The following is a 14,706-nucleotide window of genomic DNA, read 5'->3' as shown; positions in this document are numbered from 1 at the left end:
CTCTGTTCTTGCCGGCTTTCGCCTTGATTGCGATCAAGCAGGGCGCCTCTCGGTCGAGCGCCGAGGGTCGGTCATGCCTGTTCGGCGCCCTTGCCAACCTCCGCAAGCCTGGAGTGGTCGGCCGCGATCATCATGTAGACGGCGGGCACGACGAACAACGTGAACAGCGTGCCGATCGTCAAGCCGCTGGCGATGACCAGCCCCATGTTGAAGCGCGAGACCGCACCCGCGCCGGTGGCGATGATCAGCGGGATGACGCCCAGCACCATCGCCGCCGTCGTCATCAGGATCGGCCGCAGGCGAATGCCGCATGCCGCCTCGATCGCCTCGCGCTTGGATTTGCCTTTTTGCTGAAGGTCGTTCGCGAATTCGACGATCAGGATACCGTGCTTGCTGATCAGCCCCATCAACGTCACCAGTCCCACCTGCGTGTAGATGTTCAGGCTCGCCCCACCGATGCCGATGCTGATGAAGATGAGTGCGCCGGCGATCGACATCGGGACCGAGACCAGGATGATGGCCGGATCGCGGAAGCTCTCGAACAGGGCGGCCAAAGCCAGGTAGATGATGATCAGGGCGAAGGCGAAGGTGACGACAAAGCCCGACGACTCCTGGATGTACTGTCGGGACAGGCCGCCATAGTCGACGGAGTAGCCCTGCGGCAGGGTACGCGCGGCCAGATCCTGCAGAAACTTCAGCGCATCGGCCTGGGCCACGCCGGGCGCGGCCACGCCCTGGATCGTCGCGCTGTTCAGCTGCTGGAAATGATTGATCGATTCCGGAACGGCCTTCGTCTCGATCCTGGCGACCGTCGACAGCGGTATCGGAACTCCGTTTACCGAGCCGATGTAGTAGTTCATCAACTGCTGGACGTTCAGGCGGCTGCGCTGCTGGACCTGCGGAATGACCTTGTAGGAGCGATTGTCGAGGCTGAAATAGTTTACGTAGCCTCCGCCCAACATGCCACCGAGCGCTGCGCCCACATCGCTCATCTTGAAGCCCAGCTGCGCTGTCTTGTTGCGGTCGATCTGCACGATCGCCTGCGGGTTGTCGATCTTGAGATCGCTGTCGAGAAAGATGAACATCCCGCTCTTCAGCGCTTCCTGCAGAAAATTCTGCGCCTTCTCGTTGAGCGCTTCGAAGGGTTCCGTCGTCTGCAGCACGAATTGCACCGGCAGGCCCTGACTGCCGGGCAGCGGCGGCAGTTGGAACGCGGCCACGCGCACGCCGGCCACTCCGTCGAGCTGCTTCTGGATGATGGGCTGCAACTCATTGGTGGTCCGCGTGCGCTGATCCCACGGGGTGAAGACCATGCCCGCGATAGACTGGCCCGGCGCGTCTATCTGGAACACGTGAGCGGTCTCCGGGTACTTGGCGTATATCTCGTAGATCTGCCTCGAATAGAGCAGCTTCTGTTCCAGGGTGGCGTTGGCAGCCGGCGTCGAGGAGGCGATGATGACCCCCTCATCCTCCTGCGGCGCCAGCTCGCTCTTGGCACCGCCATAGAGGAAATAGATGCTGCCGAGCACGATAAAGGCAAAGGTGGCCGTGACGGGGATGTAGTTGAGGCTGCCATGCAGCAGCCGTTCGTAGCCATTGCGGACGCGATCGAACGAACGGTCGATGAAGTCCGCCAAGCGGTCTTGCCAGCCGGGTCCATCCCTGTCGCGTGCCCTGAGGATGCGCGAGCACATCATCGGCGACAGCGTCAGTGCGATGATGGCCGAAACCGTTACGGCTCCCACCAGCGTGAAGGCGAACTCGGTGAAAAGAGCCCCGGTCAATCCGCCCTGGAACCCGATTGGGACATAGACGGCGACGAGCACCACGGTCATGGCGATGATCGGGCCGCCCAGTTCCCGCGCCGCCATGATCGCCGCCGGGATAGGCTGCACACCCTCGTCCAGATGCCGGTTGACGTTCTCGACCACGATGATCGCGTCGTCGACGACGAGGCCGATGGCCAGCACCAGGGCCAGCAGCGTCAGCAGGTTTATGGAGAACCCGAGCGCCAGCATCATCGTGAACGCGCCGATGAGCGACAGGGGGATGGCCACGACCGGGATCAGCACCGAGCGGAACGAGCCAAGAAACGCGAAGATGACCAACGTGACGATCAACAGCGCTTCGCCCAGGGTCCATATGACCTCGTGGATCGAGCTGTTCACGAAGTCGGTCGAGTCGTAGACGATCGTCCCGCGGAGGCCCTGCGGCAGTTGCTCCACGATGCCGGGAAACTGCTTGCGTACGCCGGCGATGACATCGAGCAGATTGGCACCCGGCGCGACCTGGATGCCGATGTAGACGGCCTGCTTGCCATCGAAGGCGACCTGCGACTCGTAGTCGTCAGCGCCAAGCGTGACGTTGGCCACATCCTTCAGCCGTACGATGGCGCCACCGGACTGCTTGATCACGAGATTGGCGAACTGCTCCACGCTGTGCAGGTTTGTCGAAGCGGTCAGGTTGACCTGTACCATCTGGCCCTTGGTGGTGCCCAGCCCCGCAATGTAGTCGTTCTGCAGCAGGGCAGTTGCGATGTCGTTTGCCGTAAGGCCGAAGGCGGCCAGTTTCACCGGCTCTAGCCAAGCCCGCAGCGCGAAGTTCTGCCCGCCCAGGATTTCGGCGGTCTGCACGCCAGGCACCGCCTGGAGTTTGGGCTGCACCACCCGGACCAGATAGTCCGTGATCTTGTTGCGCGGCAGCACGTCGCTGTCGAAGCCCATATACATGGCGTCGATGGTCTGCCCGACCTTGACCGTCAGAACCGGCTGCTGCGTGCCTGGGGGCAGCTGGTTCGTGACCGAGGCGACCTTGGTATTGATCTCCGTCAGCGCCTTGTCGGCATCGTAGTTGAGACGGAGATAGATGGTGATGATGTTGACGCCGGTCTGACTGGAGGAACTCATGTAGTCGATGCCATTGGCTTGGGCGATGGCGTTCTCCAGGGGCGTGGCGATGAACCCGGCGATGACGTCCGGGTCGGCGCCGTAATAAGTGGTCGTGACCGTGACGACGGTATTTTCGGTGCGGGGATATTGCAGGATCGGCAAGGAGCCGACCGCGCGGAGGCCAAGCACCAGGATCGTCAGGCTGACGACGATCGCCAGGACCGGACGGCGGATGAAGATGTCGGTGAAATTCATCACGACCCACCGCATACTTTCCTAAAGTCAACTACCCCGGGACCGCGTCGATCATTTGTCCGTCGGCCTCGGATTGGGATCATTGGTCGGCTGCACGGTATTGTCGATCTTGACCGGCACCCCATTGCGCAGCTTGATCTGGCCCGCAGTGACAACGACATCGCCATCCTTGACGCCGTCGAGCACCGCGACCTGGTCGCCGCGGGTCGAGCCAGTAGTCACGAAAGTCTGTCTTGCGACCAGCCGAGGCTCGCCGTTCTGGTCCTTGCCCTCATCATCTACGAGATAGACGATGTCGCCGTAGGAATTATAGGCGATCGCGGTTTGAGGAAGGGTCACGAATCTCTGCGGCGCAGCGACATCGATGTCGACGGTTGCAAACATGCCGGGCAGCAACAGCTTGTCCTTGTTCTGTATCGTGGCGCGGACCTGGACGTTGCGAGTAGCGGTGTCCACCAGGGAGTTGATCGCCGAGATCTCTCCATCGAACTTGCGGTTGGGAAAGGTATCGACCTTCGCCGAAACGGCCTGGCCAACCTTGATCTGAGCCAGCGACTGCTGGGGCATGTAAAAGTCGATGTAGATCGGATCGAGCTGCTGGAGCGTGACGATTGAGGTGCCCGCGGGAAGATATTGGCCAAGGTCCACCTGGCGAATGCCGAGCCGGCCGGCGAAAGGCGCCTTGATAGACTTGTATTCGACCAGAGCCTGTTGCTGGGTTGCCAACGCCTCCGCGTTCAGGAGGTTTGCACGGTCGGTGTCGACCTGTTGCTGGCTCACGTAGTTGGTTTTGACGAGCTTGCTGTCGCGGTCGAATACGATCTTGGCCAAAGCTGCGGTTGCCTTCAGTGCTTCGAGGTGCGCGATGTCGTCAGCCGACTCGAGTTCGACCAAAGGGTCTCCCTTCTTGACGTCGGCGCCCGATTCGAAATGCAGGGCGGAGACGATGCCCGCGACCTGCCCGCTGAGATTGGCCCCGTTGACTGCCCGCACGCTGCCGACCGCCTCCAACTGCGGCTGCCATTTCTCGGTGGTAGCGGTCATCGTCGACACGGTTTGCGGCGGATTGGCCAGCGAGGCCATCACGCTCCGGATCATGGAAGACTTGAATGCCTCGAAGCCGAAAACACCGCCCAGAACCAGTGCGGTGAGGACGAGCATAAGCACCATGCGCTTGAGCATCGTGCACCCTTCCAAAAAAGCGAGCGCTGCGCTTCTCCCTGCAATCGGTGCCCAAAAGTGTGATCACAATAGGCGTTCACCGATCGGGACCGGGTGCGCTGCGCTCTACCTTGGTACGTTCTCCAAAATACCTAGGTATGCGCCGCCCGGCCCGCCAGCCCTGTTTGTCGTTCTTCCGGGAACTCGGCAGCACTTGCACCTGGCATCTGGCGGCCTTTTCGTAGAAAAGTTATGTGCAGCTCTTCCGAACGCTTTGCTACCCTTCATGGATTGCAAGCTGCCTTCTGGCTATGGGATGAACGATGGTTAGCCGCTTTGCACGTCCGATCGCATGGCTGTTGCTGATAGCGATTTTTTTCGTAACGATTTCCCCGATCGAATGGCGGCCGACCACGGGCGAGCCGGCGGGCCTCGAACGCCTCTTCGCCTTCGCCGTTCTTGGCCTTGCCTTCGCCATCGGATATCCGAGGCATTGGATTCTGGTCGCCTGTTTCGTCATGGGAGCCGCGTTCGTCTCCGAGCTGTCGCAGTTGCTGTCATCGACGCGTCACGCCCGCTTCGAGGACGCAGTGGTGAAGGCGTCAGGCGGCATTGGCGGCGCCCTCGTCGGAATGGCGATCAACCGGCTCTCGCGGCGTTGGAGCGCCGGCGGCTAAGAAACGCTGCTTGCGCAACCTTTCTCCACGCGTAGCGTTAACGCTATCGGGTTTGTGGGTTCAGAGCCGGCGGGCAGGGTGCGACGTGTCCGTTAAGACGTAATCCTGTCTCAGTGGCGCCTAGACGCCAGGGTCACGCGACGTTCGTTAGCGGACGCGATCCCAACAGGCCAACGGAATGCAGCGGGCAACATATGTTGCTCCAGAATTCGGAGGCAGGTCATGCACAACTTGCAATTCCTTTCTCCGGTGCGCGTCTCGATCGAACACCAGATCAAGGAGGTCGACAACGTCGACGAGGCACTGGAATTTCTTCACCGCTGGCCGCCCGAGCGCCGCGGGCCTGTTTACAATTGCGCCGTGAACGGCTGCCATGCCGCAATCGAAGCCCGGCTTTCGGCGGAAGATGCGCACAAGGCCTTCGAGAGCTTTGCCCGTATCACGGGGATTCTGGCCGAAGATGCCCCTCCTCCCGCTGCGGTTGGGGGACAGCAGCAGGCAAAGCCACTCACCAAGTAAGGTCAATGACCGGGCGCGAGCTTCACTGAAGCCCGCAATACCCCCCGGCCGTACCTGTCAGCTCCTGAGATCGGCGAGATAGGAATTTGCGGCCGCGGATTCGACGTAATCGCCGGTGTCGATTTTTGCGATCAACAATTTCTCACCAGTCGCTCCGCCTTCGGCCAGCAGCGAACCGTCGGGCGCGGCGATGACCGAAAGCCCCGCATAGGAGAACAGCGCATCGGCGCCGCAATGGTTCACATAGGCGACGAAGACCTGATTCTCGAAGGCGCGGACCGGGATCATCTTGCGCGCGATGAGCTCGTCATGGTCGCTCTTCGGCAGCGCCGTCGGCACGGCGATGACCTCTGCGCCCGCCAGCGCCAGGCGGCGGACGTTTTCGGGGAACTCAACGTCATAGCAGATCAGCAGGCCGACCGTGGTGCCGCGGTGGTTGATGACCTGCGCCTTAGGCTCTTCAGGCACGAACAGGCCCCGCTCGTAAGGGCCGTAGAGATGCGACTTGCGGTAGACGGTGCGCGCGCCAAGCCCGTCGACATAGAGCGCGCTGTTGTAGATCGCCTCGCCGTGGCGCTCGGCAAAGCCGGCGACGATGCCGATGCCGGTCTCGTCCGAAATCGCGGCCAGCCGGTCGGCCTGCTCGCCATCTTCCGGTTCGGCCAGCTTGCGGATCGCTTCGCCCGCACCATAGCCGGTGAGCGAGAGTTCCGGCGTGATCAAGAGCGTCGCGCCGGCTGCGGCCGCTTCGAGCGCGGCCTGTCTGATCCGTGCGAGATTGGCGGTCACATCGCCGGCGACCGACTGCATCTGGAGTGCTGCGAGTTTCATCACCTGACCTCCGAACCCATGGCGCCGAGCAGTTTTCTGATATCGCCGAACTTCGCGATCAGCCCGAAGACCAGAGCCGCAAGCGCCACGAAGAACACCGAGACCGCCGCCATGGTCGGCGTGTAGCCATAGCGCAAGGCGTTGAAGATCTTGATCGGCAGCGTCTCCATGGTGAAGCCGATGGTCATGTAGGCGATGATGTACTCGTTCAGCGACAGCACGAAGGCGAACGCATAGCCCGATACGAGATAGGGCAGGATCAGCGGCAGCACCACGGTGCGCGCCACCGTGCGGTCGTCGGCGCCCATGGTGGACGCCGCCTCGACCAGCGAGTTGTCGATCGAGGCAAAGCCGAGCGACAGGGTCACCAGCGGCAGGGTGACGAAGAAGATCGCGTGGCTGATCGCCGCCGTCCAGGGCGCTCCGTAGAAGCCGGTGGTGGCCCAGAAGGTCAGGAAGCCGAGCGCGGTGATGACCGGTGGCAAGATGAAGGGCGCCACGCCGAGCAGCTGGAAGATGCGCGCCCAGGGCGCCTTGCGCCGCCACAGGAACCAGGACAGCGGAAGCGCCACGGAAACCGCGATTGCCGCGGAGGACAGCGCCAAGAGCAGCGAGGCGATCAGCGCGCTGCGCCATTCGGGATCGGTGAAAATCTGCGAATACCAGGCGAACGAAAAGCCCTTCGGCGGGAAGGTCAGGTCCTGCTTCTGATTGACCGAGACCCCGAGCACGACCACCAGCGGAGCCGCCAGAAACAGCGCCACGGCAACGAAATAAAGCTTGCGAAGCCAGTTCTGCATCATGCCGCGCTCTCCTTCCGGCCGACGAGCAGGGTGAGCCCCACCAACGCCAGCGAGATCAGCACCAAAAACACTGCCATAGCCGCCGCAAACGGCATGTTGGACTGGTAGATGGCCTGGTCGGTGATCAGCACCGACAGCGTCCAGTGCTGCGGCCGGCCAAGAATCTGCGGCAGCAGGTAGGAGCCGAGCGCGAAGACGAAGACCATGATCAGCGTCGCCACCAGCGTGTTGCGCAGTGCCGGTGTCACCACGTTGAAGAAGGCACGAACCGGCGAGGCACCAAGCGTGCGCGCGGCCTCGAGCAGGGTCGGGTCAAGACGCACCAGGGCAGGATAGAGCACAAGGATCGTGTAGGGCATGGCCTGGTAGACCATGCCCGTCAGAACGGCACCAAAGCCGGGCAGCAGCGCCTGCGGCTGGGACATCAGGCCGACGGCGACGAGAAGGTTGGTGATGCCGGCGGTGCGCGAAAACAGCGTCGACCAGCTGAAGCCGATGATGACTTCCGACAGCGACAGCACCGAAAGCAGGCAGACCAGCCACACTGTTTGCACCTTACGTGTGCATTTGGTGAGCAAGTAGGTGAAAGGGAAAGCGATCCCCACGCAGCAGATGGCGACGAGAACGGCCAGCATCAGCGAAAAGCCGAGCACAGAGCCGAAGAACGTCGACAGGAAGCGCGCGTAATTGTCGAACACGAAATCCGGCGTGTAGAAGCCGGACGGATTGCGCTTGAAGAAGCTGACCGCGATCATGGTGGAAAACGGCACCACGAAGAACACGACCAGCATCACCGCCGGGTATATCAACGGCGCGTAGTCGGCGACCGTCTTGGGCGCTTCGCGTCTCATTTGTCGAGCACCACGCAGCTTTCGGCCGGCAGCACGACGCCGACCGGCGAGCCGGCCAGGACGTTCGGCCGCTCGCGCGGCGTTGCGACGGCGATGATGGTCTTGCCGCCGGCTTCCACGAAGGTTTCGATGGTGCCGCCAAGGTCGCGCACGAAGGTGACGGTGCCGGAGATCGCGCCGTCGCCGGGGGCGGTCAGGCGCACATCTTCGGGACGGACCGAAATCTGGGCCTTCTTCACGCCCGCGGACAGGGCAAGACCTGGAACGGCCGTGCCGAGCACCACCGCACGACCGGCGCCGTCCGCTTCGACGGGCAGGAGATTGGTCATGCCGATGAAGTCGGCGACAAAGGCGTCGGCCGGCTTGCGGTAGATTTCCACCGGCGCCGCCGCCTGCCTGATCCTTCCCTCGCCCATCACCACGACGAGGTCGGCCATGGTCATGGCCTCGCGCTGGTCGTGGGTGACGACAATGGTGGTAATGCCGAGCTTCTGCTGCAGCTGGCGCAGCTCGACCTGCATGGCCTCCCGCAGCTTGGCGTCCAGCGCCGAAAGCGGCTCGTCGAGCAGGAACAGGCGCGGCGAGAGCGCAAGCGCCCGGGCAATCGCCACGCGCTGGCGCTGGCCGCCGGACAGTTTCGCCACCGGGCGATCGGCAAAACCGGGCAAATGGATGAGCTTCAGGAGTTCGTCGACGCGCTTGGCCTGCTCGTCCTTGGAACGGCCGCGGATGCGCAGCGGATAGGCGATGTTCTCGCCTACCGAAAGATGCGGGAACAGCGCCAGCGACTGGAACACCATGCCAAGGTTGCGCTTGTGCGTCGGCACCTTGGTGATGTCGTCGTCGTCGATGGCGATCGAGCCGCTGCTCGGCTCCTCGAGGCCCGCGATCATGCGCAGCAGCGTGGTCTTGCCGCAACCGGACGGCCCCAGAAGGCACACGAAGCTGCCATGGGGCACGTGGAGCGCAACGCGATCCACCGCCTTGAAGTTACCGAATTCCTTGGTGACGTCATTCAAAGACAGGCCGGACATGTGTCTCCCACTTCTGTTTCGGCTTGCTTCATACCTGCCGCCACTCTTCCACGCCCCGAAGGGATAGAAAAGTCATTCTCGGCGATCAGTGCTTGAAGGCTTGGGCCAATTTTGCGGCGCCGGCTGAGCGGCTTATTGTTGATTAGGCCCGGAGCCCCGGGCAGATTCTCCAGCCGTTTAGAGGCTAGCCGCGATTTGGCTGGTCAACGGCCCTCCCCGCCAGCGAGGAAGGGAGGGCCAGGATGAGATGCGTATGGACGTGTCTCAACCGACGATCAGCTCGGTCCACTTCTGGTTGATCCAGTCGGCCTTGGTCGTATAGAGGTCGTAGCGCGGGATGATCGGATCGATCTCCGACGACACGGCTCCGAACTCTTCCGGCGTCAGATCCAGAACGTCCTTCTTCAGCGTCGGCGCGGTGCCGACCTTGCGCGACATCAGGCCCTGGATCGAGGGCTGGCTCATGAAGTCGATGAAGGCGTGGGCCTCGTCTGTCTTCTTGGAAGCGCGCGAGATGACCCAGTTGCCCGAATCCTGGATGCCGCCTTCCTTCGGGAAGGTCGAGCGCACGGGCTGGCCGTCGGCGGCGGCAAGGCCGGTGACGTCATGGTAGTACTGGCCCATCGGGATTTCGCCCGACTTCAGCGCCTGCTCGAACTGCGCCTCGTCGCGATACCACAGGCGCACATTCGGCTTGACCTCGGCGAGTTTGTCGAAGGCCTTCAGCAGGCCTTCCTCGGTGTCGAGCGCGTTGGTGCCGCCCATGAAGGTCTTGGCCGTCACCTCCAGCAGGAAGGAGTTGGAAGCCAGCGCCAGAAGACCCAGCTTGTCCTGGTTGGCCGGATCCCACAGAGCGCCCCAGGAGGTCGGGGCTTCCTTGTAGACGTCGGTGTTGGTGACCAAGGTGATGAACCACGCCACCGCGCCGATGCCGGCGACGCGGCCGTCCGGATACTTGTTGACGAAGCGGTCGAGCAGGTCGCCTCCATGCTTGATCTTGGAGATGTCGATCGGCGTCCACAGCTCGGTCGCCTGGCCCTTGAGCGTAGCGACCTGCGACATCATCGAGACGTCGGCCGGAGCCTGACCCGCCTTGGCGGCCTGTTCGAGCTGCACCAGCCAGGCTTCGCCGGTCGGTTCGGCGATGGACTCGACCTCGATGCCAGTGGCCTTGGTGAATTCCGGGAAGATGTGGTTGTCGAATGACTTCTTGAAATAGCCGCCATAGACGCCGACCTTCAGCGACTTCTCCTGCGCGCGCAGAACGGCGGGCATGGCAAGCAGACCTGCGGCGGCAACGCCAGCCTTGAGCATTGTGCGACGGCTGACGCCGCCCTTCAGAATTTCGCTCATCTTGTTCTCCTCTTTCTCGCCGGTTTCGCCGGCATGTTCATTTTGACTTATTTATGTCCTGTTCCGTGGGCTAGCGCCACACGGGACGCCCTGCCCCGACGCAATCGGGACAAGGCTAGCAGTCTCAGCGCTTCACCGCCGGGCTGAACACCATCAGGCTCAGTATCTCGAACAGCATCTGCGCGCCTGCGTGAGCGGTATTGGTGGTGCCGTCATACTGCGGCGCCACCTCGACCACGTCGCCGCCGACGAGGTTGAGGCCCTTGAGGCCGCGCAGCAGCTCCAGCGCCTCGCGCGTGGTGAAGCCGCCGACTTCCGGCGTGCCGGTGCCGGGCGCGAAGGCCGGGTCGAGGCTGTCGATGTCGAAGGACACATAGGTCGGGCCATCGCCCACGATCTGCCGCGCCTTCTCGATGATTGCCGGTATGCCCATCTCCGAGATTTCCTCGGCGTGGATGACGGTCATGCCGGATTCATAGGAGAACTCCCACAGATATTCGGACGAGCCGCGAATGCCGATCTGGATGGTGCGGGACGGATCGAGCACGCCGTCGAGCACGGCGTTGCGCATCGGGCCGCCGTGGTGGAACTTGGTCTGGTCGAACAGGCCGCCGGTGTCGCAATGGGCGTCGATGTGGATCAGGCCGACCGGGCGGTCCTTGCCGATCGCCTTGAGGATCGGGTGGGTAATCGAGTGGTCGCCGCCGACCGACAGCGGAATGACGCCGGCGCCGACGATCTTGGCGATCGTGGCCTCGATGTCGTCATGGCTCTGTTCCAGCCGGTAGCGGGTGGCGAAGGGCACGTCGCCGACGTCGGCCACCCGCAGGTCGAAAGTGGGCGCGCAATCCAGGACGTGGTTGTAAGGCCCGATGCGCTCGATGGAGCGCAGCGCGCGCGGACCGAAGCGCGAGCCCGGACGGTTGGTCACGCCGAGATCCATCGGCATGCCGATCAGCGCGACCTGCAGGTCTTCAAAATCCGGATTGGCGAAATCGACCGGCAGGTGCGGCGCGCTCAAGAGCGTCGGCATGCCGGCATAGGGCGCGCGGCGCGTGCCGCCCTTGGTGAAGATCTTGTCGGCTACTTTCCGGAAGCGCGGATCGAAAATGTCGCCGCCATGGCTCTCGCCATATTTGCTGCGCAGCGCGTCGAGCTTGCCACGGTCAAAACCCATACTGAAACCTCCTTTGCACGCCTGCAGCGACGCACGGAAGCCGGTTCGACCATTTGTCGTCTTGAGCCTCCCTGAAAGCCGCTGGCACGCCTTTTCACTCCGCGCGGATTGTTGGGTGGGCGCGTTGAAAAATCAATTGATATTGTTATAGGCTCGATTGTGAGGTTTTCTCACATTTGAAGGCATCGCAGTTTCCACCATGATCAAGCGCCTGCCGCCACTGAACCCGCTGCGCGCCTTCGAGGCGACAGCCCGGCTGGGCTCGCTGAGCAAGGCTGCAAGCGAGCTCAGCGTGACCCATGGCGCCATCAGCCACCAGATTCGTGCGCTGGAACAATCGCTCAAGGTCAAGCTGTTCGAGCGCATCGGCCCACGGCTGAAACTGACACCGCAAGGCGCCGAGCTTTTGCCGGCGGTTTCCACCGCCTTTGACGGCATCGCCGCGGCCACCGCCCGCATGACCCGGCCTACCAGCACGGGGCGGCTTTCGATAAGCTGCGTGCCCGCGCTTCTCTCGCTTTGGCTGATCCCTCGGCTCTCGCGCTTCACGGCGCGCTTTCCTGACATCAGCCTGCGGCTTGCCGCGTCGAACGACCCGCAGGACATTCGTTCGCCGGACATAGATCTCTGTGTGCTCTACGGCGAGGGCGGCTGGACCGATTGCTGGCTGAGAAAGTGGTCCGACCTCGAGCTGTTCCCGGTGGTCAGCCCGACCTTGATCAACAACCGGCCGATCCGCGCCATTCGCGACCTTGCCGACCACGTCATGCTGCATGGCGATGACGGACGCGAATGGCATACCTGGCTGGCAGCGGCCGATGCGCTCGACCTTCAGCGCGGGCAACAGCATCTGTTCAGCGACGCGCGACTGTCGACCGAAGCGGCGGTGCACGGTCATGGGGTGGCACTTGGAGACTCGGTGACGGCCAGCGGCCTGCTCGCGAAGGGCCAGCTCGTCACGCCTTTCAACCTGTCGGTGCCTGCCGTCCACGCGTTCTACGTGGCCTGTCGGCACGAGGTACGCTCCACGCCCATCGCGCAGGTCTTCATCGACTGGCTCTATGCCGAGCGCGACGAGGCGGCAGGGCGAGCGGAAGCGGCGGTCGCTGGCCAGATCAGCATCCGTAAGAAGCGCGTTCAGAAGGCCGGCTCTGTGGCGAGGCAATAGGTCGGAGGAGGCCAGCATCGGCGAATGTTCGGCAGTTTGAACATGCCACGGCTCCCGACCACAAGCCAATTTCACCGCTGATAAATTTGGCCTATGACGGGTAGCGTGTCAGATCGGACCACGAAGTGCGCCTCGATAAGCCGATAACCTCCCTATCCGAGCGGCTCCGCGCCCAGCTCTGGGCCACAGCGCGCTTCCTTACCGCCCGCGGCGTAACTCTCGTTGGGCTGGCTTGTGTTGTCGGCGTAATCGCGGGCGCGCTGACGACCGCGATGGGCGCGATCGTGCAAGGCATGCACTGGCTGCTCTTCGGCCTGCCGCCGGGCGCGCGCCTGTCGGCGATGTTTTCCCTGTCAAATCCATGGCAGGCGCTGGTGCCTGTTTTCGGCGGCGCCATCGTCGGTCTGACGGTCGTCGTTCTGAGACGTCGGCGTTTTCGGACCCCTATCGACCCGATCGAGGCAAACGCCCTGCATGGCGGACGCCTGTCGATGACCGACACCTTTATCGTCGCGTGGCAGACGATCATCTCGAGCGGCTTCGGCGCATCGGTCGGACTCGAGGCGGCCTACACCCAGACTGGTTCCGGCGTCGCGTCGTGGATTGCAAGGCAGTTCGGTCTGCGGCGTGGTGACGTGCGTATACTTGTGGGCTGCGGCGCAGCGGGCGCGATCGCGGCCGCCTTCGGCGCTCCGCTCACCGGCGCCTTCTACGGCTTCGAGTTGATCATCGGCGTGTACTCCATCGCCAATTTGGCCCCCGTGATGGCCGCAGCACTCTGCGCTTCGCTGACAGCCAGCTACTTCGGCGACATCCAGTTTCCGGTCGATTTGGGAAATCTACCGCCAATGACGGTCGCGCAATACGTACCTTTCATCATCCTGGGCCTGCTCGCAGGGGCCGCCTCCATCGGCATCATGCGGCTAGTGACGCTGGTGGAGTTGTTGTTCGGCAAGCTCGCGGTCGGCCCAGCCTTGCGGCCGGTGATCGGCGGTTGCGTCGTCGGGCTGCTCGGCCTGGTCACACCGCAGGTGCTTTCCAGTGGGCATGGCGGCCTGCATCGGGAATTGGCGATGAACTACGGGCTTTACGTCATCACGCAGTTGTTCGTGCTCAAGCTTCTGGCCTCCGCCGTCTCGCTCGGCTCTGGCTTTCGCGGTGGCCTGTTCTTCGCCTCGCTGTTTCTGGGGGCCCTGCTCGGCAAGATGTTTGCCGCCGGGATGACCGTGCTCTCTCCCGAGGTCGGCATCGACCCCACGGTCGCGGCGGTGGTGGGGATGACGTCGCTGGCCGTCGGCGTCGTCGGCGGACCGCTGACGATGACCTTCCTGGCGCTCGAATCCAGCGGCAACCTGGCGCTCACCGGAGTCGCGCTGGCGGCGGCCATCGTGTCGGCATTGCTCGTGCGCGAAGCCTTTGGCTTCTCCTTCTCGACCTGGCGGTTCCACCTGCGAGGGGAGACGATCCGCAGCGCCCAGGACATCGGCTGGATGCGCAATCTCACCGTCGGCAGCATGATGCGCGAGGACGTTCGCACGGTGCCCGGCGACATCACGCTAGGGGAGTTCCGCAAGTCGGTGCCGCTGGGTTCGACCCAGCGTGTCATAATCGTCGGCCCAGGCCGGAAGTATCTCGGCATGCTGGTGGTCGCCGAGGTCCATGGCCTTCATCCCGATCAGGCAGGTGACAAGCAGCCTGTGGCGGCCCTGGCCAAGTCCCGAGAGACGGTGCTGGTGCCGACCATGAACGTAAAGGCTGCAGCCGAGGCCTTTACCATGGCCAGCAGCGAGGAACTGGCGGTGGTGCAGGATTTCGTCGGGCGGAAGGTCGTCGGCCTGCTTACGGAAGGGCATATGCTGCGCCGCTATGCGGAGGAGCTGGATAAGGCCCGCCGCGACATCTACGGCGAAAGATAGCTCTACGCCCAGCGTCATCTGCCCTACACATTGCCGTTACCGGACTGGCGCCGTCGGCGTTTACGCGATTAAC

General features: G+C 63.1%; 12 protein-coding genes. 4 read left to right on the top strand and 8 right to left on the bottom strand.

Going from position 1 to position 14,706, the window contains the following annotated elements; all coding sequences use genetic code 11:
• Positions 1 to 71 precede the first annotated feature (71 nt).
• Positions 72 to 3,143 (bottom strand): efflux RND transporter permease subunit, encoded by a 3,072-nt coding sequence (locus ABLE85_RS01160; protein ID WP_348790856.1) that lies wholly within the window; start codon positions 3,141 to 3,143, stop codon positions 72 to 74.
• A gap of 51 nt (positions 3,144 to 3,194) precedes the next feature.
• Entirely contained in the window at positions 3,195 to 4,325 is a 1,131-nt protein-coding gene (locus ABLE85_RS01155; RefSeq protein WP_348790855.1) for an efflux RND transporter periplasmic adaptor subunit, read from the bottom strand.
• Between the two features lie 302 nt (positions 4,326 to 4,627).
• Between ABLE85_RS01155 and ABLE85_RS01150 the strand changes: the two genes are divergently transcribed.
• Together ABLE85_RS01150 and ABLE85_RS01145 are read left to right on the top strand one after the other, a co-directional pair.
• Positions 4,628 to 4,981, top strand: a complete 354-nt coding sequence (locus ABLE85_RS01150) for a VanZ family protein (RefSeq protein ID WP_348790854.1) — start codon at positions 4,628 to 4,630, stop codon at positions 4,979 to 4,981.
• 222 nt (positions 4,982 to 5,203) lie between these two features.
• Positions 5,204 to 5,500 (top strand): DUF982 domain-containing protein, encoded by a 297-nt coding sequence (locus ABLE85_RS01145; protein WP_348790853.1) that lies wholly within the window; start codon positions 5,204 to 5,206, stop codon positions 5,498 to 5,500.
• A gap of 57 nt (positions 5,501 to 5,557) precedes the next feature.
• On the opposite strand, the gene ABLE85_RS01140 is transcribed toward ABLE85_RS01145, so the two are convergent.
• The 6 genes from ABLE85_RS01140 to speB all read right to left on the bottom strand — a co-directional run bounded on the left by ABLE85_RS01140 (position 5,558) and on the right by speB (position 11,549).
• Positions 5,558 to 6,331, bottom strand: a complete 774-nt coding sequence (locus tag ABLE85_RS01140; RefSeq protein WP_348790852.1) for a carbon-nitrogen hydrolase family protein — start codon at positions 6,329 to 6,331, stop codon at positions 5,558 to 5,560.
• On the bottom strand, positions 6,331 to 7,131 hold the full coding sequence (locus ABLE85_RS01135; protein WP_348791425.1) for an ABC transporter permease: 801 nt from the start codon (positions 7,129 to 7,131) through the stop codon (positions 6,331 to 6,333). Before ABLE85_RS01135 ends, ABLE85_RS01140 begins: the two co-directional genes overlap by 1 nt.
• Positions 7,131 to 7,985, bottom strand: coding sequence for an ABC transporter permease (locus ABLE85_RS01130; RefSeq protein ID WP_348790851.1), 855 nt, complete (start codon positions 7,983 to 7,985; stop codon positions 7,131 to 7,133). The genes ABLE85_RS01135 and ABLE85_RS01130 overlap by 1 nt, the downstream gene beginning before the upstream one ends.
• Positions 7,982 to 9,019 carry an ABC transporter ATP-binding protein gene (locus ABLE85_RS01125; protein WP_348790850.1) on the bottom strand — a complete coding sequence of 346 codons (1,038 nt, stop codon included), beginning with the start codon at positions 9,017 to 9,019 and terminating at the stop codon, positions 7,982 to 7,984. The genes ABLE85_RS01130 and ABLE85_RS01125 overlap by 4 nt, the downstream gene beginning before the upstream one ends.
• Before the next feature lie 264 nt (positions 9,020 to 9,283).
• Positions 9,284 to 10,372, bottom strand: coding sequence for an ABC transporter substrate-binding protein (locus ABLE85_RS01120; protein WP_348790849.1), 1,089 nt, complete (start codon positions 10,370 to 10,372; stop codon positions 9,284 to 9,286).
• 124 nt (positions 10,373 to 10,496) lie between these two features.
• Positions 10,497 to 11,549 carry an agmatinase gene (speB, locus tag ABLE85_RS01115; protein WP_348790848.1) on the bottom strand — a complete coding sequence of 351 codons (1,053 nt, stop codon included), beginning with the start codon at positions 11,547 to 11,549 and terminating at the stop codon, positions 10,497 to 10,499.
• Positions 11,550 to 11,748: 199 nt separating this feature from the next.
• Here speB and gcvA point away from each other — a divergent pair, with 199 nt between their 5' ends.
• The gene (gene gcvA / locus ABLE85_RS01110) at positions 11,749 to 12,717 is read left to right on the top strand and encodes a transcriptional regulator GcvA (protein ID WP_348790847.1); all 969 of its coding nucleotides are present in this window, start codon (positions 11,749 to 11,751) and stop codon (positions 12,715 to 12,717) included.
• Positions 12,718 to 12,842: 125 nt separating this feature from the next.
• Entirely contained in the window at positions 12,843 to 14,633 is a 1,791-nt protein-coding gene (locus ABLE85_RS01105; RefSeq protein ID WP_348790846.1) for a chloride channel protein, read from the top strand.
• Positions 14,634 to 14,706: the final 73 nt, after the last annotated feature.

Origin of the sequence: Mesorhizobium sp. KR1-2 (genome assembly GCF_040045035.1) — a bacterium.
GTDB lineage: Bacteria > Pseudomonadota > Alphaproteobacteria > Rhizobiales > Rhizobiaceae > Pseudaminobacter.
The sequence above is the reverse complement of the archived record's forward strand: the minus strand, read 5'-3'. Positions and strand labels throughout refer to the sequence as shown.